The organism is Serratia sp. PF-27, from assembly GCF_030053255.1.
Lineage (GTDB): Bacteria > Pseudomonadota > Gammaproteobacteria > Enterobacterales > Enterobacteriaceae > Serratia > Serratia bockelmannii.
Genome location: NZ_JASGBT010000006.1, coordinates 19,565 through 34,974, shown reverse-complemented (window position 1 = coordinate 34,974; position 15,410 = coordinate 19,565). Strand labels below are relative to the sequence as shown.

Below are 15,410 nucleotides of genomic sequence, written 5' to 3'. Positions count from 1 at the left end.
CCAGGGGCTGCCCTTTTGACTTATGGCATTCGCCTTAGCTGCGAATTTTGCGGTACACGAACAGCACCACGATGGCGCCGATAACCGCCACCACGAAGCTGCCGAAGTTGAAGCCGTCAACCTTGCCGTAGCCGAAGAAGGTGCTGATATAGCCGCCGACCACGGCGCCGATGATCCCCAGCACGACGGTCAGAATAAAGCCGCCGCCGTCTTTGCCGGGCATGATCCACTTAGCCAAAATACCGGCGATCAGGCCGAAGATAATCCAGGAAATAATCCCCATTTACTGCTCCTTTCTTTGGTGGCTGAGAATAGCTTACTGCTGGGTGGCCGGCTGAGTATTGCCGTTCACCGCCGCATCGGTCTCTTGTTTCAACTCTTGCGCTTTGTTTTCGGCGCTGTTCTTGATGGCTTCGGTCTTCGCCTTGGCCTGCTCGGTCAGATCGTTGGCGCCGTTGATGGCGTCGTTTTTGATGGCCTTGGCCTGATCCACCAACTGCTGGCTCTGTTTACCTGCGTCGTCTTTGATCGCGGCGGCTTTGGCCTTGGCGTCGTTGGTGATGGCGTCCGCCTGCTTGGCGGCGTCTTCTTTAATCGCCGAAGCTTTGTCTTTCAGCTGATCCGCCTGAGTGGCGGCCTCTTTTTTGATTTCATCCGCCGTCGCTTTCGCTTTGTCCGTCAGATCGTCCGCTTTTTTCTGGGCGGCGTCTTTCATCTGCTCGGCGCTGTCTTTGGCTTTATCCAGGTTGGCGTCAACCTTGGACGAGTCATCACAGCCGGCAACCAACAACCCGATAAAGGAGGCCAACAGCACTTTATTCCATACTTTCATCGTCTATATCCTTGCAGAAACCTTGTTGATGGTGATTGCATTTAGCCTACCTATACTAGGTCAGATTTTACTTAAATTACAAATTTAACCTGCGCAGGCATGGAGTTAGGGAATGATATCGGATAATTCTTGCCTCGACGGGTGCCGCCGCCGATCAAGCGGCGCTTAGGCATTGTTCACTATTGCGGCATAAGATCCTGCCGGTTCAACAGCGCCCGTTTTCTGTGTTAAACTGCCCACGTTTTTCTGCCAGTTTTGGTTGAGGTGCTTCTCTGAATACGCCGGCACAGCTTTCACTGCCACTTTATCTTCCCGATGATGAAACTTTCGCCAGTTTTTATCCGGGCGAGAACCCATCCCTATTAGCCGCGATCCAATCCGCCGTCCGTCAGGAACATGGCAGCTATATCTATTTCTGGTCGCGTGAAGGCGGCGGGCGCAGCCATCTGCTGCATGCGGCCTGCGCCGAGCTTTCGCAGAAAGGCGAAGCGGTGGGCTATGTGCCGCTCGACAAGCGCGCTTACTTCGTGCCTGAAGTGTTGGACGGCATGGAGCAGCTGGCGCTGGTCTGCATCGACAATATCGAATGCATCGCCGGCGACGAAGAGTGGGAGATGGCGATCTTCAACCTCTACAACCGCATCCTGGAAACCGGCCGCACCCGGTTGTTCATCACCGGGGATCGCCCGCCGCGTCAGCTGAACCTGCGTTTGCCGGATCTGGCTTCGCGCCTGGACTGGGGGCAGATCTACAAGCTGCAGCCGCTGTCGGACGAAGAGAAACTGCTGGCGCTGCAGCTGCGCGGCAAACTGCGCGGCTTCGAGCTGCCGGAAGACGTGGGCCGCTTCCTGTTGAAACGGCTGGATCGCGAGATGCGCACGCTGTTTATGACTCTCGATCAGCTCGATCGCGCCTCGATCACCGCCCAGCGCAAGCTGACCATCCCGTTCGTTAAAGAGATCCTGGGGCTGTAATAGCCTGAGTAAAAGAAAGGGCGCGACAGTCCGCGCCCGAATTCGAATCTATAAAATCTCCAGCACCTGCTCCGGCGGCCGGCCGATGCGCGCCTTGCTGCCTTTCACCACGATCGGGCGTTCGATCAGTTTCGGGTTCGCCGTCATCGTCGCCAGCAGCTGCTCTTCGCTCAGGCTGTCGTCCGCTAGCTTCAATTCCTTGTACAGATCTTCTTTTTTGCGCATCAGTTCGCGCGCGGATGTGAAGCCCAGTTCCTTCAACAGCTTTTTCAGCTCATCAACCGTAGGGGGCGTTTCGAGGTACAGCACCACCTTGGGATCGACGCCGTGCTGTTCCAGCAGCGCCAGGGTTTCACGGCTCTTGGAGCAGCGCGGGTTGTGGTAAATCGTGACGTTTTTCATGGCGTTCATTCCTTGTTGAATCAGCTGCGTTGGTATTGGCGGAAGCGCTGTTGCAGTTGGCGCAGCTGGTCGATGCGCGCATCGTAGCGCGCCTGTTTTAGGCTGCCGAGTTTTTGCAGCGAGCTGGCATTGCTGAGCAGGCCGATGGCCTGATCGAGCCGGCCGTTCAGCGCCAGGCTTTCGGCACGGGCCGACAGCTCTTCATCGCGCAGCCCTTGTGCGGCGCTGGCCTGCGCCAGCAGATCCCAGCCGTTCGGATCGTCCGGATGGGCAAAGGTGTAGCGGTTCAGGATCTTCGACGCCTGCGCCGGCTGGTTGCCTTCGACATAGGCGTTGGCCAGGTTGAGCTGCAGCACCGGATTGTTGCTTTGGGCGGCGTTGGCCGCCTGCAGGCGGGCGATGGCCTGCGGCGCGCGTTTCTGGCCGAGATCGATGTCGGTCATCAGGTCGATCAGCCAGACGTTTTTCGCATCCTGCGCCAGCATCGGTTGAATGATGTTGCGCGCGTCGTCGTATTTTTTCGCTTCATAGAACTGGATGGCGCGGCCGTATTTGGCGGCCGCCTGTTCGCGCACGTTGCCCTTGCTGAGCGATCCGAGCAGTTCTTCGTTCAGGCCATAGCCTTCCGAACTGTACATGCCCAGTGCGCGCACCTTGGCCATCAGGTAATCCTGCGAGGACTGCACGATGTGTTTCGGCATCTGGTTGGCGCGGTTGCGTGCGTCGGAGAGGCGGCTGTCCGGCAACGGGTGCGTTAGCAGCATTTCCGGCGGTTTGGAGGCGTAGCGCGACTGATCCGAGAGTTTCTGCAGGAAGTCGGGCATCGCTTCCGGATCGAAACCGGCGCGCTGCAGCACCTGAATGCCGATGCGATCGGCTTCCTGTTCGTTCGATTGGGTAAAGCTGATCATGCCTTGCTGGGTGCCGGCCATGGTGCCGCTCAGCGCCGCCATGCCCATGGTCGGGTTGGCCATCGCCAGCAGGATGGAACCAAGCGCGCCCACCCAGGTCAACGGGGCGTTGCGCTGCTGATCTTCCATGGCGCGCGCCAGGTGGCGCTGGGTGACGTGCGAGATTTCGTGCGCTAGCACCGAAGCCAGCTGGCTTTCGTTGTCGCTGACGCGGAACAGGGCGGAATGCAGCACCACGTTGCCGCCGAAGAAGGCGAAGGCGTTGATTTCGTCGTTGCGCACCAGATAGAAATGGAACGGCGTGCGCACCGAATAGGCGCTGGCCACCAGCCGGTTGCCCAGCTGATTGATATATTGGATTAGCAGCGGATCGTTGATCAGCGGGGCGCTGGCGCGCAGTTGGCGCACGTAAAAATCGCCCATCGCCAGTTCTTGTCCGATGCTCAGGGTGCCGCCGGCGGAGGTGCCCATATCCGGCAACTGGTCCTGGCTTTCCGCCTGTGCTGGCGCCAGGGCGGTGGCGTTCAGCGTGCCGAGCAGCAGCACCGCTAACGCGGTTTTGGTCAACCGGTTGGTCATAGTCAGGCGTTTCCCTTAAATAATCATTTCTAAGACGTCAGCAGCAGACAAGAGTTCTTTATTCCCACGGCGCAATCCGCGTGAAAGTGCGGCGGCTCACAAACCGCGGCGGCGGTGCCCATCACATCATAGTCAGCCGTTGGCAACAAGGAAACGTTAGCCGGGCGCGAATCGGGCAAAAAAGTTTTATTTTTCATTTCGAAGGGCGTTTTCTGCGTCGCCGGTGGCCTGCATTGTCAATAAAACACGGACAAAGTTGATCTGTGTTTTATTGACAAGATAAACGCAGACTCATATAGTCTGCGTTATTGAAGGTTCATTGACGGTTGAAAACGGACATATGGCGTACATCACAACCAGCGTTGAATATGGCATCCACTGCCTGCTGTGGCTGGTCGGCGATAACCAGCGGGCGCTCAGCAGCCGCGAACTCGCCGAGCTGCAAGGGATCTCACCCAGCTTTCTGGCCAAGATTTTCCCCAAGCTGGAAAAGGCGGGGATCGTCGCCGCCAGCGAAGGGGTGCGCGGCGGCTACCGGCTGGCCCGCCCGGCGGACGAGATCAGCTTTCTGGCGATCATCGACGCTATCGAGGGGCACAAGCCGCTGTTCGATTGCCAGGAGGTGCGCGGGCGCTGCGCGGTGTTCGATGACTCCCCGCCGGATTGGGCGGTCTCCGGCAAATGCGCTATCCATGCGGTGATGCTGCAGGCGGAGAAGGCGATGCGCGATGCGCTGGCGGCGCAGACTCTCGGCGCCGTCGCCGCCCGTTTTGGCCGCAAAGCGCCGCAAGGCTTCTTCGGCGAGGTCAACCTCTGGCTCGACGAGCGCATGACGGAACGCACCGCGCGCAGCGGCAAAACGGCGCGCGCCAAGACCTAACCACCGCCTTTCCTTAAAACGAAACACACTTTTTCCCGCCTCTTCGGAAGGGGCGGGCGGGCCTTCTGCACCCTGTTACGGGAGCGGGACGGCATCGTTCATCCGAAAAAACTGCGGGCAGCCTTGTCGCCCGGTTAACCCTGTATGAAGGAGTCATCCCATGACGCAGAAAATAGTGATTGCCGGTTCCGGTTTTGCCGGTTTTTGGGCCGCCGTGTCCGCCATGCGCGCCATTACCCTTGCCGGTAAGCATGACGATATCGAGGTGCTCATGGTTTCACCGACGCCAACCGTCACCATCCGGCCACGCCTGTACGAAGCCGTGTTGGAAAACATGAACCCGGACATTTCCGCGCAGCTCGCCGCCGTCGGTGTGCGCCACCTGGCCGGGATGGTAGAGCGTATCGATGCCGCTGCCAAAACGCTCACGGTGGCGCAGGCGACGGGGGAACCCCTTGAATTGGTGTACGACCGCTTGGTGTGGGCCACCGGCAGTCGGCTGTCCGTGCCTGCGGTGCCGGGCTTTGCCGAATACGGTTTCAACGTCGATACGTTGGAAAGCGCGCAGCGTCTGGATGCCCATATTAAAGCGCTGGTGGCCAAACCGTCGACGCCGGCGCGCAACACCGCCTTGGTGGTGGGGGCGGGGCTGACCGGCCTGGAGAGCGCGGCGGAGATGCCGCAACGGCTGCGCGATGCGCTGGGCAAAGACGAGAACGTGCGCGTGGTGATCGTCGATACCGCGCCGGAAGTGGGTGCCGGGATGGGGGCGGAGCCGGGGGCGGTGATACGCCAGGCATTGGCGGAGTGTGGCGTGGAAGCGCGGGCCGGCCTGCGCGTCTCGGCTATCGACGCTGAGGGAGTGATGCTGTCGAACGGTGAGCGCATCGCCGCCAACACGGTGATCCTGGCGGCGGGCGTGCGGGCGCACCCGCTGACCGAACAGATCCCCGGCGAGCGCGACGGCAGCGGCCGGGTGATCGGCGACGCCTTCCTGCGCGCGCCGGCGGCGGCGGGCATTTTCGTGACCGGCGATACGGTGAAGGCGGCGACCGACGATCTCGGTAACCACAACCTGATGACCTGCCAGCATGCGCTGAGCCTTGGGCGCGTGGCCGGCCACAATGCGGCGGCGGAGCTGACGGGCTTGCCGACGCACCCTTACAGCCAGCCGAAGTATGTGACCTGTCTGGATCTGGGCCCCTGGGGCGCGCTGTATACCGAAGGCTGGGAGCGCCAGGTGCGCTTTACCCGTGAGGAAGGCAAAAAGATTAAGCAGGAGATCAACACGCAGTGGATTTACCCACCGGCGGCGGATCGCGAGGCGCTGTTTGCCGTCGCCAATCCGGATTTCGTGATTGTGCCTTAAAGAAAAGAGAAAACGGGAGCGGCAACGCTCCCGTCGTCATTGGCCCAGCGGCAGGAACGAGCGCTCCGGCACCACGGTTTTCATCACCAGCGTGGAGCTCAGGCGCTGCACGCCCGGCAGAGCGGAGAGCTTCTCGTCGTAAAGCTGCTGGAAGGCGGGCAGATCGCGGGCGATCACGTGCAGCAGATAGTCGGGATCGCCAAACAGCCGCTGTGCCTGCACCACCTGCGGAATGTCCACCATGGCGTTTTCGAAGGTTTCAACGGCGCGGCGATCGCCTTCGCGCATGGTGACGAACACCAGGGCGGAAAAGTTATAGCCCAGGCTGCCGGGGTCGAGCTGGGCGCGGTAACCCCTGATCACCCCGGACTCCTCTAATGCCCGTACCCGGCGGTGGCAGGGGGATACGCTTAATCCGATCCGCTCGGCCAGCTCGGTCACCGACAAACGGCCGTCAACCTGCAGTTCAGCAAGAATCTTGCGATCAATCTTATCCATTTGGAAAAATTTCCCCACTTATGCCGGTTTCAGGCAAGTAATTGAAAGCACATTTTAACGCCTTGAGGATATTCTTGCCATCTGTTGAACGGTTTTGACGGCCAGCACGGCAGGCGGAGGCCGTTCTTCTTCCAAGAGGAAAACGCAATGGTTCTTTGTTCGGAATGGCGCGGCGCGTTTGAGCGGGCGCCGGCATGACGCTCGCTCTGTTCGCCGCTTTTTGGGCGGTGTCGATTTTGTTGGTGATCACGCCGGGTATGGATTGGGCCTATGTGATCTCGGCGGGCATTCGCGGCCGGGTGGTGGTGCCCGCCGTCGCCGGTTTGCTGTTCGGCCATCTGCTGATGATTGCGATCGTGGTGGCGGGCGTCGGCGCGTTGCTGGTCGGCAACCCGCTGGCGCTGACGGCGCTCACCTTGCTGGGGGCGACTTATCTGTTGTGGATCGGTTTCAACATGCTGCTGCACCCGCCAGTGCCCGGCGCCGGTGAAGATCAGCGTTCCGATTCCTGGCTGCGCTGGGCCGGCAAGGGCGTGTGCGTCAGCGGCTTGAACCCCAAGGTGTTTCTGCTGTTTCTGGCGCTGCTGCCGCAGTTTACCGACGCCCGAGCCGAATGGTCGGTGCCGATGCAGATGCTGGCGTTGGGCGTCGTGCATTTGATCAGCTGCGGCCTGGTGTATCTGCTGGTGGGATTCGGTTCGCAGTCGGTGCTGCGCACGCGCCCGCAGGCTGCGAAGGTGGTGGGGCGCATCTCCGGCGCGGCGATGATCGTCATCGCCCTCGGGCTGCTGGCCGAGCAGGCGCTGAAATAGTGGTTCGAAAGGCCCGCTGGCGCGGGCCAGGCGGTATCAGGCTCTGACGGCGAGCAGCACCGATGAGGCTTTGATCAGGGCAATGGCGCGCGAACCGTTCTTCAGCGCCATCTCCTGCAGGCTTTCATTGGTGATCACCGACGTCAGCACAAAACCGGCATCCGCTTTGAGGTGTACGGTGCTGTTGACTGCGCCGTGCTCAACCGCAGTCACTTCCCCGGCAAACTGGTTGCGGGCGGAAAAACGCAAACCGCAATCCTCTGTCGCCAGGATCACCCACGGCGCTTTAATCAGCGCGACGGCCTCTTTGCCGACGCTTAACCCCAGCGACTGTTGGCTTTGTACCGTGACGATGGCCACCAGTTTTTCACCGCCCTGCAATGCGATCTCCACTTCGTCATTGACGGCGCCTTTGGCGACGGCGGACACGGTACCGGTGAATTGGTTACGGGCTGAAACGGGCATAGACTCTCCTTGAAAGGGGCAAACGGTAAAATTTTTCGCCAGCATGCACCCTAACCGCCGCGATTGCCAATGCCGCGGGGAAAGAGTGTGAGCAGAGCGAGCTTACTTAAAAATTAACGCCGATAGATGTCCGGCCGGGCGATCTGCCAAACAAAATCGGGACGATTGATGGCGCTATAGCCCACTTTTTCATAGAGCCAGGGGGCGGTGCTGGTGACCAGCATGATTCGCCGCAGCGTCGCCATCAGCGGATGGGCCTGGCAACATTCCGCCAGCCATAGACCCAGCCCGCTTTTTTGGTACGTTTCCAGCACGTACACGTCGCACAGATAGCCGAAGGTGGCGTAATCGGTGACCAGCCGGGCGAAACCGATTTGTCTGGTGCCGTGATACAAACCGAAGCACAGGCTGTGGGCGAGGGACTGGCGAACGGTCTCTTTATCAATGCCTTCCGCCCATGACGAACGGGTCAGAAATGCATGGATGGCGTCAAGATCCAGCAGGGCGGGCTCGGTGCTGACGAGATAGTCAGCACGCCGCCACTCCCGTGGGTCAGAGGTTGTCATGAGGGGGCTTCTCCTGTTGTCTGCTTGTTTGCCGTTAAGTGTCTGTACGCAGGGTGAGGCAGTCTCTCGACGGTGTAAGGCGAGAGAATCATGCCCGGCACCGCGGTCGATAGCTGACGTATTGGCTTTGATAATACGAGATACCGCCATGACTTTTAGAGAGCGAAGGAAAATAATTACGCTTGATTGCGTAAATAATAATGAGTATGTTTCTCATTCTCTTTGTTGTTCGCGGGCGCATGAAGGAGTTATTAGCCTGCATTAGCGTGATAGTTGATTCACAGGGAAACACTGAGACGCGCGGTGGCGCTCATTTCTCGTTATGAGAAAGCTCAAAACTAAACTGCAGAGCCCCCGTTAACGCCGTTTTAAATGGTCAAGGATTTCCCCGATGAAAATGAAAATCTCTGTGCTCGCCCTGCTGACGGGTATGGCGCTAAGCGGCTGCGTGCCGCACCAAACCACTTCCTCTTCCCCTGCCGTGCAACCTCTCGCGCCAGCGGCGCAATCCGACAGCGTCGTCAAACGCCAACTGGCTTATGGTTTGTATGAAATGGCGCTGACGCCAGGGGGAGATGCGCTGTACGTCGCCAGCGCCGAAAGTTTTAAAGATGTACAGGGGGGCGTGGTCTATAAGCTGGACGCCAAGACCCTGAAAACCCTTGGCACGACGCATACCGATCTGAAAAATTTCGCCATGCAGGCCTCTGCGGATGGAAAAACCCTTTATGTCAGCAATTCGCTGGACGGCGGTATCAGCGCAATCGGCGCCGCCGACGGTAAGGTGAAAGGACGTTTGTTGTTCAGCGAGCGCAATGAGAAAGGGTTGCCGTATGGTGCGCGCCAAATTCTGGCTCACAACAATACGCTGTATGTGGGGGCGGTGGCCGATCCGGCGCAAATTTGGGTGGTTGACGCCGAAACGCTCAAGCTGAAAACGCGCATTAAAAATACCGGCAAATGGATGACCGGCCTGCATTACTCCGAACAGACCCAACGTGTGTATGCCGCCAATGGCAGCGGCGAGATCCTGGTGATCAACCCGCGTTCCAATCGCATCGAGAAACGCTGGAAACCGTTGGGAGACCAACCGGCACTGCTGCTTAATATGGCTGAAGACGAGGCTACCGGTCGTTTGTTCGTCACTGACAACTCCAAGGCGAAGACCACGCTGGTCTTGGATATTCATACCGGAAAATTATTGAAGCGGCTTGATGTGGGCGACTCTTTGGCTGTCGTTTTCAATTCACGGCGCAATGAAATTTATATCTCGCAGCGTGAATCCGGCAATGTACTGAGCCTGGATGCGACGACCTATGCGGTGAAACAGCGCTGGGCGCTGCCGCCGAATCCAAACAGCTTGCTGTTGTCGGCAGATGGCCAGACATTGTTCGTTACTGTCAAACAACCGTTTAACAAAGATCATTCCACTCAGGGGCCGGACAGCGTGGTTCGCATCGCGTTGAATCAATAAGCCCCATCGGCTCGGCGACGGGCCATTTAACTTTTTATCCTCATTCATGAGTGAATTATGCACAACACCAGTACAACGAATTCCCCTTTACGCAAAACGCTGCTGGCGCTGGCTATCGGCGCGCTGAGCCAAGGCGCGCTGGCCGCAGACGGCGACGCCAAGAAAAACCAGGAGGACACCCTGGTCGTCCGGGCCGAAAAACACGCCGATTTCAACTCCGGCGGCAATGATTTGGTTCCCGCCTACCTGGATGGACAGGTTGCCCACGGCGGCCGCCTGGGAATGTTGGGCGAACAGAAAGCGATGGACGTCCCGTTCAACGTCATAGGTTATACCGCGAAGCTGGTACAGGATCAGCAGGCGAAGACCATCGCCGACGTGGTCAGCAACGACGCGGGTGTGCAGGCGGTGCAGGGATACGGTAACTTCGCCGAAACCTATCGCATCCGCGGTTTCTCACTGGACGGCGACGACATGACGATGGGCGGGCTGCCGGGCGTGGTGCCGCGTCAGGTGATGGATACCCAGATGCTGGAGCGGGTAGAGATCTTCAAAGGGGCGAACGCCTTGCTGAACGGCCTGGCTTCCAGCGGCGTTGGCGGCATGATCAATCTTGAACCGAAACGGGCGGAAGAAACGCCGACCACTCAGATCGGCCTCGACTACACCTCCGATTCTCAGGTGGGCGGCAAGCTGGATCTGGGCCGCCGTTTTGGTGACGACAACCAGTTTGGCGCTCGCGTCAACCTGGTACACCGAGAGGGGGAAACGGCGGTTGAGGATGATAAGCGGCGCACCACGCTGGCATCGGTCGGGCTGGACTATCGCGGCGATCGTTTCCGTTCATCGTTGGACTTCGGTTATCAGAAAAAGACCTTCCATGGCGGAACGATGGGGGTCAACATCAGCGGCATCGATGTGATACCCGCAGTGCCTGACACCCGTAAAAATTACAGTCAGCAGTGGGGCTACAGCGATATCGAGAACGAATTCGGCATGGCGAAAGCGGAATATGATTTAACCCGCGACTGGAAGGCCTATGCCGGATTGGGCGCGCAGCACGGCCATGAAACCGGCGTTTACAGCGCACCGAAGCTCATCAACGCCAACGGCGACGCCACGGTTGGGCGCCTGGACACCAATCGCATCATCGACGCTTTCAGCGGCATGGCGGGGCTTGAGGGCAAGTTCACGACCTGGGCGGTTTCGCACCGGGTCAACGTCGGCTATTCCGCGCAGATTAAACGCGACAAAACCGCGTGGCGCATGTCTGCCAACAATCCGACGACCAATATCTACGATAACCATGATGTCGCAATACCGGACAACGCCTATTTCGGCGGCAACTACAGCGATCCGCTGACCACGGCGCGCAACCGGACGCAGGGCTGGTTGTTCAGCGATACGCTGGGCTTTTTCGGCGACCGGGTGTTGTTAACGGCGGCCGCGCGTCATCAGAAAGTGGTGGTGCGTAATTACAGCAATGCCACCGGCCTGGAGGATACCGCCTCCCGTTATACGCAAAGCCGCTGGATGCCGACGTTCGGGCTGGTCTATAAGCCGTGGGAAACGGTGTCGCTTTATGCCAACCATACCGAGGCGTTGCAGCCTGGCGGCATTGCGCCGAAAGAGGCGGCTAACTTCGGGCAGAGTACCGGTATCGCCCGTTCCAAGCAAAATGAAGTGGGCGTGAAAGTTGATTTCGAACGCGTGGGTGGCTCGTTGGCGCTGTTTGAAATCAAAAAGCCGGCCACCATGATCGACAGCAACAACTACTACACCTTGAACGGCGAACAACGCAACCGCGGCGTGGAGTTGAATGTGTTCGGCGAACCGGCATTCGGCCTGCGCCTCAACGGCAGTGCTACCTGGCTTTCGCCCGAGTTGACCAAAACCCAGGGCGGTCGTAACGATGGCAAAGACGCGATCGGCGTAGCGCACTTCTACGCGGTGCTGGGAGCGGAGTACGACATCAAGCCGGTCGATGGCCTGACTGCAACGGCGAAAGTGCGGCATACCGGTTCGCAATATGCCGACTCCGCCAATACCAAAAAGCTCGATAGTTTCACGACCCTGGATCTCGGCCTTCGCTATCGCATGCGTTTGAATGAGGATCAAAATACGCTGGTATGGCGTGTGGGGTTGGACAACGTCACGAATGAGAAGTATTGGTCCGGCGTAGAAAGCAATGGCACTTACGTCTTCCAGGGACAGGCGAGGACGCTGAAAGCGTCGGTAACTTACGACTTCTAATCGAAACGGAAACGACGGCGGCCCACATGCGATGGGGCGCCGGCTCCTTCACCACCGGGGGGTGCTTTTCAGCATGACCGATGGGTGAGGACGCTGATCAAATCCAGCGCGTCGTCCGCCGCCGCGATTTCGCTTTCGCTGAGCGCCTGTCGTTCGATGAAACACTCGATAGCTTCCAACAGGGAGAAGACGCTGATTTCATCCCCTATCTTCACGACTTCGCAAACGCCACGCCCGATCGCCAGACAGATGGCTTCATCAAATTCACACGGTTTGCTGTTCATCTTTCCCCCTACGGCGTTTGGGATGATATCGGCCATGCTACCGGTTTTTTCCCGACGGCTGTCTGATGAAAATCTCATTTTTTCGTTGATGCTGACTGGCGCACGACCGCGGGCATTGGCGAAATTCTGATTTCCTCACCGTGGTCAAATTTCCCTTGTGACCACCGTGCCGGCGCGGTATTGTCGCCAAATGACGACAATACCGCCTCATTGTCCGCATAAAAAATTCATGACGTTATCATCCCTTCATCCCGCTGCCGTGCGGGATTTTTTTATGAGGTTTATCTCAAAGTGCGGATAACCTCGACGCGATCGCTTGCCATGCTCTGAGAATAATCCTAGCTTGAAATAGTCATTTAGGGTTAGCAATCCCTCATGACCTCCTTGTAACACTTGATGCACCAGAACGTTTTCTCCCCCGCTGCGGCGGGGGTTTTTAATGACGTGCATCAGAAAAGGCCGCAACGCAAGAACCGACAGAGTTCGTGACGATAACCAGTTTAAGTATCAGGGGACGGGACTATGAAAAATGATCTGGCGGCGGCGATCGCGATTGGCTGTGTGTTGTTGTTCGCATTGGCAGTCGGTTCGCCCCTTTCTATCGGTACCTCGCTGTAATCTTCCGCGGCCCCGTTCGGGGCCGCTCACCGAACCTGTCGCCGCGTCTGCGGATTGTTGCGCCGATCGCCTGCCCGCGCGATAAAATCAGCCAAATCGCTGTTGATGTATGGTGAACTTTGAGTACTCTGAGTGCTTTGCACACCTCGCGTGCGCCCGTTCTATCTATGCTTTAATCAGGCCCATCACAGGAATCGCCATGCCCGCCCGCCAAATCTCGAGGAGCCCGCTCTGATGCTGGAGATGTTATTACAGTGGTACCGCCGCCGCTTCACCGATCCGCAGGCTATCGCGCTGCTGGTGATCCTGGTCGCCGGGTTCCTCATTCTCTATTTTCTGCACGGCATTCTGACCCCGTTGCTGGTCGCCATCGTGCTGGCGTACCTGCTGGAGTGGCCGACCGCGCGCCTGCAGCGCATCGGCTGTTCGCGCACCTGGGCGGCGAGCATCATGCTGTTGGTGTTCGCGGGCGTTGCCATGCTGCTGGTGTTTGTCGTCGCGCCGACCGCTTGGCAGCAGGGCATCAATCTGATGAGCGATCTGCCGGGCATGCTCAACCAGTTCTATAACTTCGCCGCGACGCTGCCGAAGCGTTATCCAGCGCTGGTGGATGCCGGCATCATCGACATGATGGCGGAAAACCTGCGCAGCCGGCTGTCCGGCATGGGCGAATCGGTGGTGAAATTCTCGCTGGCGTCGCTGGTCGGCCTGCTGACGTTGGCTATCTACCTGATCCTGGTGCCGATGATGATGTTCTTCCTGCTGAAGGACAAAGATCAACTGTTGAACGCGGTGCGCCGCGTGCTGCCGCGCAATCGCGGCCTGGCGGGGCAGGTCTGGAACGAAATGAATCAGCAGATCACCAACTATATCCGCGGCAAGGTGCTGGAGATGGTGATTGTCGGTGTGGCGACCTACCTGGTGTTCGCCGTGCTGGACATGCGCTACTCGCTGCTGCTGGCGGTGCTGGTGGGCTTTTCGGTGCTGATCCCCTACATCGGCGCGGTGCTGGTCACCATACCGGTGGTGGTGGTGGCGCTGTTCCAGTGGGGCGTCGGCGCCGATTTCTGGACGCTGATCGTCGCCTATCTGGTGGTACAGGGGTTGGACGGCAACCTGTTGGTGCCCATTTTGTTCTCCGAAGCGGTCAACCTGCATCCGCTAGTGATTATCCTGGCGGTGATCGTGTTCGGCGGGATGTGGGGCTTTTGGGGCGTGTTTTTCGCCATACCGCTGGCGACGCTGGTGAAGGCGGTGATTCACGCCTGGCCCGATGAACTGCGGGTCGAGGTGGAAGACAAGGCCGGCTGACAGGGAAGAAACGAAGCGCAGCAGGCCGCTGCGCTTCGTGAGAATTACTGCTGCAGGTAGCTCAGAACGATGTCGTGGTGATTGGTGGTTTTGAAATCATCAAACACTTTTTCAATCTTGCCGTTGGCGTCGATCAGGAAGCTGATGCGGTGAATACCGTCGTAGGTCTTGCCCATGAAGGTTTTCTCGCCCCACACGCCAAACTGTTGCGATACCTGATGATCTTCATCAGACAACAGCGTGAAGTTGAGCAGCTCCTTTTCGGCGAAGCGCGACAGTTTTTCCGGTTTGTCGGTGCTGATGCCCAGCACTTCGACGCCGACCTTTTTCAATTCGTCCATGTTGTCCCGCAGGCCGCAGGCTTGCACGGTGCAGCCCGGCGTCATCGCCTTCGGATAGAAATAGACCAATACTCGCTGTCCCTGGAAGTCGGCCAAATTAATTTCCTCACCGTCCTGGTCAGGCAAACTAAATTTCGGCGCTGTGTCACCGGCTTTCAATGGGCTCATCACTACTCTCCATCTTTCTCATCATGCTGTGGATAGTTCACCACGCTAATACTGCCTTGCGCGTTCAATTCTGTACATAGGCGATGGAAGGCTTGCTCAATATTTGAGGCATCCCGATCGCCGGAGCTGTGGGCGGTGATTTGGATATACAGCTGCGGTGGCAGGTCGCCGTCCGCCGGCTGCGTGCGCGAGACCAGCTCGGCGATATTCATCTGGCTGGAGTCGAACAAATCGGTAAAGCGTTCGATGATATGCGGCGAGTCCTTGACTTCCACCTGCACCCATACCGTGGCCGGCATCGGCGGCCTTTCGTGCGAGTTTGTGCGCTTCATCACGATCAGCAGATCCAGCTCCGCGCCTTTTTGCGGCAGGGTGGATTCGATCAGGGTGATGGCGTTCCAGCTGCCGGACAGCAGCATGATAAACGTGAACTCCTCCCCCAGCATGGCCAGACGGCTATCTTCGATATTGCATCCGCAACTGCTGACGTGGCGGGTGATGGTATTGACAATTCCGGGGCGGTCGGCGCCGAGTGCGGTAATCACGAGATAGTGTTCGTCTGACTGAGGCAAAATAGCGCTTCCTGTCGTGCTTAATGGGGTTACCATGGTAAACATAAAAAAAACCGCCTGCCAAGCGCTTACAACGCGGTTGTGCGCTTGCTTTTGGATAG

17 protein-coding genes are annotated in these 15,410 nt (G+C 58.5%); 7 read left to right on the top strand and 10 right to left on the bottom strand.

Annotation, left to right across the window (positions count from 1 at the left end; translation table 11 throughout):
• Positions 1-34 precede the first annotated feature (34 nt).
• Together QMZ29_RS02030 and QMZ29_RS02025 are read right to left on the bottom strand one after the other, a co-directional pair.
• The gene (locus tag QMZ29_RS02030; protein ID WP_016926728.1) at positions 35-283 is read right to left on the bottom strand and encodes a GlsB/YeaQ/YmgE family stress response membrane protein; all 249 of its coding nucleotides are present in this window, start codon (positions 281-283) and stop codon (positions 35-37) included.
• A gap of 33 nt (positions 284-316) precedes the next feature.
• Positions 317-832, bottom strand: coding sequence for a hypothetical protein (locus QMZ29_RS02025; RefSeq protein WP_016926729.1), 516 nt, complete (start codon positions 830-832; stop codon positions 317-319).
• Positions 833-1,104: 272 nt separating this feature from the next.
• Here QMZ29_RS02025 and hda point away from each other — a divergent pair, with 272 nt between their 5' ends.
• The gene (hda, locus tag QMZ29_RS02020; RefSeq protein ID WP_025159568.1) at positions 1,105-1,806 is read left to right on the top strand and encodes a DnaA inactivator Hda; all 702 of its coding nucleotides are present in this window, start codon (positions 1,105-1,107) and stop codon (positions 1,804-1,806) included.
• 48 nt (positions 1,807-1,854) lie between these two features.
• On the opposite strand, the gene arsC is transcribed toward hda, so the two are convergent.
• Both arsC and bepA read right to left on the bottom strand, forming a co-directional pair.
• Positions 1,855-2,208 carry an arsenate reductase (glutaredoxin) gene (gene arsC / locus QMZ29_RS02015; protein WP_261426472.1) on the bottom strand — a complete coding sequence of 118 codons (354 nt, stop codon included), beginning with the start codon at positions 2,206-2,208 and terminating at the stop codon, positions 1,855-1,857.
• Between the two features lie 20 nt (positions 2,209-2,228).
• Positions 2,229-3,698 (bottom strand): beta-barrel assembly-enhancing protease, encoded by a 1,470-nt coding sequence (bepA, locus tag QMZ29_RS02010; protein ID WP_049204829.1) that lies wholly within the window; start codon positions 3,696-3,698, stop codon positions 2,229-2,231.
• Positions 3,699-4,038: 340 nt separating this feature from the next.
• Between bepA and QMZ29_RS02005 the strand changes: the two genes are divergently transcribed.
• Positions 4,039-4,578 carry an RrF2 family transcriptional regulator gene (locus QMZ29_RS02005; protein ID WP_025303838.1) on the top strand — a complete coding sequence of 180 codons (540 nt, stop codon included), beginning with the start codon at positions 4,039-4,041 and terminating at the stop codon, positions 4,576-4,578.
• Between the two features lie 160 nt (positions 4,579-4,738).
• On the top strand, positions 4,739-5,947 hold the full coding sequence (locus QMZ29_RS02000; RefSeq protein WP_261426465.1) for an NAD(P)/FAD-dependent oxidoreductase: 1,209 nt from the start codon (positions 4,739-4,741) through the stop codon (positions 5,945-5,947).
• Positions 5,948-5,983: 36 nt separating this feature from the next.
• On the opposite strand, the gene QMZ29_RS01995 is transcribed toward QMZ29_RS02000, so the two are convergent.
• Positions 5,984-6,445, bottom strand: a complete 462-nt coding sequence (locus QMZ29_RS01995) for an Lrp/AsnC family transcriptional regulator (protein WP_060434434.1) — start codon at positions 6,443-6,445, stop codon at positions 5,984-5,986.
• Positions 6,446-6,639: 194 nt separating this feature from the next.
• Between QMZ29_RS01995 and QMZ29_RS01990 the strand changes: the two genes are divergently transcribed.
• On the top strand, positions 6,640-7,257 hold the full coding sequence (locus QMZ29_RS01990; RefSeq protein ID WP_261426462.1) for a LysE family translocator: 618 nt from the start codon (positions 6,640-6,642) through the stop codon (positions 7,255-7,257).
• 36 nt (positions 7,258-7,293) lie between these two features.
• On the opposite strand, the gene QMZ29_RS01985 is transcribed toward QMZ29_RS01990, so the two are convergent.
• Both QMZ29_RS01985 and QMZ29_RS01980 read right to left on the bottom strand, forming a co-directional pair.
• Positions 7,294-7,722: a TOBE domain-containing protein gene (locus QMZ29_RS01985; RefSeq protein ID WP_173888276.1), complete on the bottom strand. Its 429-nt coding sequence runs from the start codon at positions 7,720-7,722 to the stop codon at positions 7,294-7,296.
• Between the two features lie 113 nt (positions 7,723-7,835).
• The gene (locus QMZ29_RS01980) at positions 7,836-8,288 is read right to left on the bottom strand and encodes a GNAT family N-acetyltransferase (protein ID WP_141967344.1); all 453 of its coding nucleotides are present in this window, start codon (positions 8,286-8,288) and stop codon (positions 7,836-7,838) included.
• A 391-nt stretch (positions 8,289-8,679) separates the two neighbouring features.
• Between QMZ29_RS01980 and QMZ29_RS01975 the strand changes: the two genes are divergently transcribed.
• Positions 8,680-9,762, top strand: coding sequence for a YncE family protein (locus QMZ29_RS01975; protein WP_254599037.1), 1,083 nt, complete (start codon positions 8,680-8,682; stop codon positions 9,760-9,762).
• A 57-nt stretch (positions 9,763-9,819) separates the two neighbouring features.
• Positions 9,820-12,015 carry a TonB-dependent receptor gene (locus QMZ29_RS01970; RefSeq protein WP_122016734.1) on the top strand — a complete coding sequence of 732 codons (2,196 nt, stop codon included), beginning with the start codon at positions 9,820-9,822 and terminating at the stop codon, positions 12,013-12,015.
• A 68-nt stretch (positions 12,016-12,083) separates the two neighbouring features.
• Here the strand turns inward: QMZ29_RS01970 and QMZ29_RS01965 are convergent, their stop codons facing one another.
• Positions 12,084-12,299, bottom strand: a complete 216-nt coding sequence (locus QMZ29_RS01965; RefSeq protein WP_033644007.1) for a hypothetical protein — start codon at positions 12,297-12,299, stop codon at positions 12,084-12,086.
• Between the two features lie 852 nt (positions 12,300-13,151).
• Here QMZ29_RS01965 and QMZ29_RS01960 point away from each other — a divergent pair.
• Complete coding sequence (locus QMZ29_RS01960) at positions 13,152-14,228, top strand: AI-2E family transporter (RefSeq protein ID WP_025303831.1); 1,077 nt, start codon at positions 13,152-13,154, stop codon at positions 14,226-14,228.
• Positions 14,229-14,272: 44 nt separating this feature from the next.
• Here QMZ29_RS01960 and bcp read toward each other — a convergent pair whose 3' ends face one another.
• Entirely contained in the window at positions 14,273-14,737 is a 465-nt protein-coding gene (gene bcp / locus QMZ29_RS01955) for a thioredoxin-dependent thiol peroxidase (protein ID WP_025303830.1), read from the bottom strand.
• A gap of 2 nt (positions 14,738-14,739) precedes the next feature.
• Positions 14,740-15,345 carry a glycine cleavage system transcriptional repressor gene (locus tag QMZ29_RS01950; RefSeq protein ID WP_369783268.1) on the bottom strand — a complete coding sequence of 202 codons (606 nt, stop codon included), beginning with the start codon at positions 15,343-15,345 and terminating at the stop codon, positions 14,740-14,742.
• Between the last annotated feature and the right edge of the window lie 65 nt (positions 15,346-15,410).

Excerpts from the sequence above, each read along its gene's own strand:
- QMZ29_RS01950 (WP_369783268.1), bottom strand. The coding sequence starts at position 15,345 with ATGGTAACCCCATTAAGCACGACAGGAAGCGCTATTTTGCCTCAGTCA.
- QMZ29_RS02000 (WP_261426465.1), top strand. The coding sequence starts at position 4,739 with ATGACGCAGAAAATAGTGATTGCCGGTTCCGGTTTTGCCGGTTTTTGG.
- QMZ29_RS01975 (WP_254599037.1), top strand. The coding sequence starts at position 8,680 with ATGAAAATGAAAATCTCTGTGCTCGCCCTGCTGACGGGTATGGCGCTA.
- QMZ29_RS01990 (WP_261426462.1), top strand. The coding sequence starts at position 6,640 with ATGACGCTCGCTCTGTTCGCCGCTTTTTGGGCGGTGTCGATTTTGTTG.
- bepA (WP_049204829.1), bottom strand. The coding sequence starts at position 3,698 with ATGACCAACCGGTTGACCAAAACCGCGTTAGCGGTGCTGCTGCTCGGC.
- QMZ29_RS01980 (WP_141967344.1), bottom strand. The coding sequence starts at position 8,288 with ATGACAACCTCTGACCCACGGGAGTGGCGGCGTGCTGACTATCTCGTC.
- bcp (WP_025303830.1), bottom strand. The coding sequence starts at position 14,737 with ATGAGCCCATTGAAAGCCGGTGACACAGCGCCGAAATTTAGTTTGCCT.
- QMZ29_RS01965 (WP_033644007.1), bottom strand. The coding sequence starts at position 12,299 with ATGAACAGCAAACCGTGTGAATTTGATGAAGCCATCTGTCTGGCGATC.
- QMZ29_RS02025 (WP_016926729.1), bottom strand. The coding sequence starts at position 832 with ATGAAAGTATGGAATAAAGTGCTGTTGGCCTCCTTTATCGGGTTGTTG.
- QMZ29_RS01985 (WP_173888276.1), bottom strand. The coding sequence starts at position 7,722 with ATGCCCGTTTCAGCCCGTAACCAATTCACCGGTACCGTGTCCGCCGTC.
- QMZ29_RS01970 (WP_122016734.1), top strand. The coding sequence starts at position 9,820 with ATGCACAACACCAGTACAACGAATTCCCCTTTACGCAAAACGCTGCTG.
- QMZ29_RS02030 (WP_016926728.1), bottom strand. The coding sequence starts at position 283 with ATGGGGATTATTTCCTGGATTATCTTCGGCCTGATCGCCGGTATTTTG.
- QMZ29_RS01960 (WP_025303831.1), top strand. The coding sequence starts at position 13,152 with ATGCTGGAGATGTTATTACAGTGGTACCGCCGCCGCTTCACCGATCCG.
- QMZ29_RS01995 (WP_060434434.1), bottom strand. The coding sequence starts at position 6,445 with ATGGATAAGATTGATCGCAAGATTCTTGCTGAACTGCAGGTTGACGGC.
- arsC (WP_261426472.1), bottom strand. The coding sequence starts at position 2,208 with ATGAAAAACGTCACGATTTACCACAACCCGCGCTGCTCCAAGAGCCGT.
- QMZ29_RS02005 (WP_025303838.1), top strand. The coding sequence starts at position 4,039 with ATGGCGTACATCACAACCAGCGTTGAATATGGCATCCACTGCCTGCTG.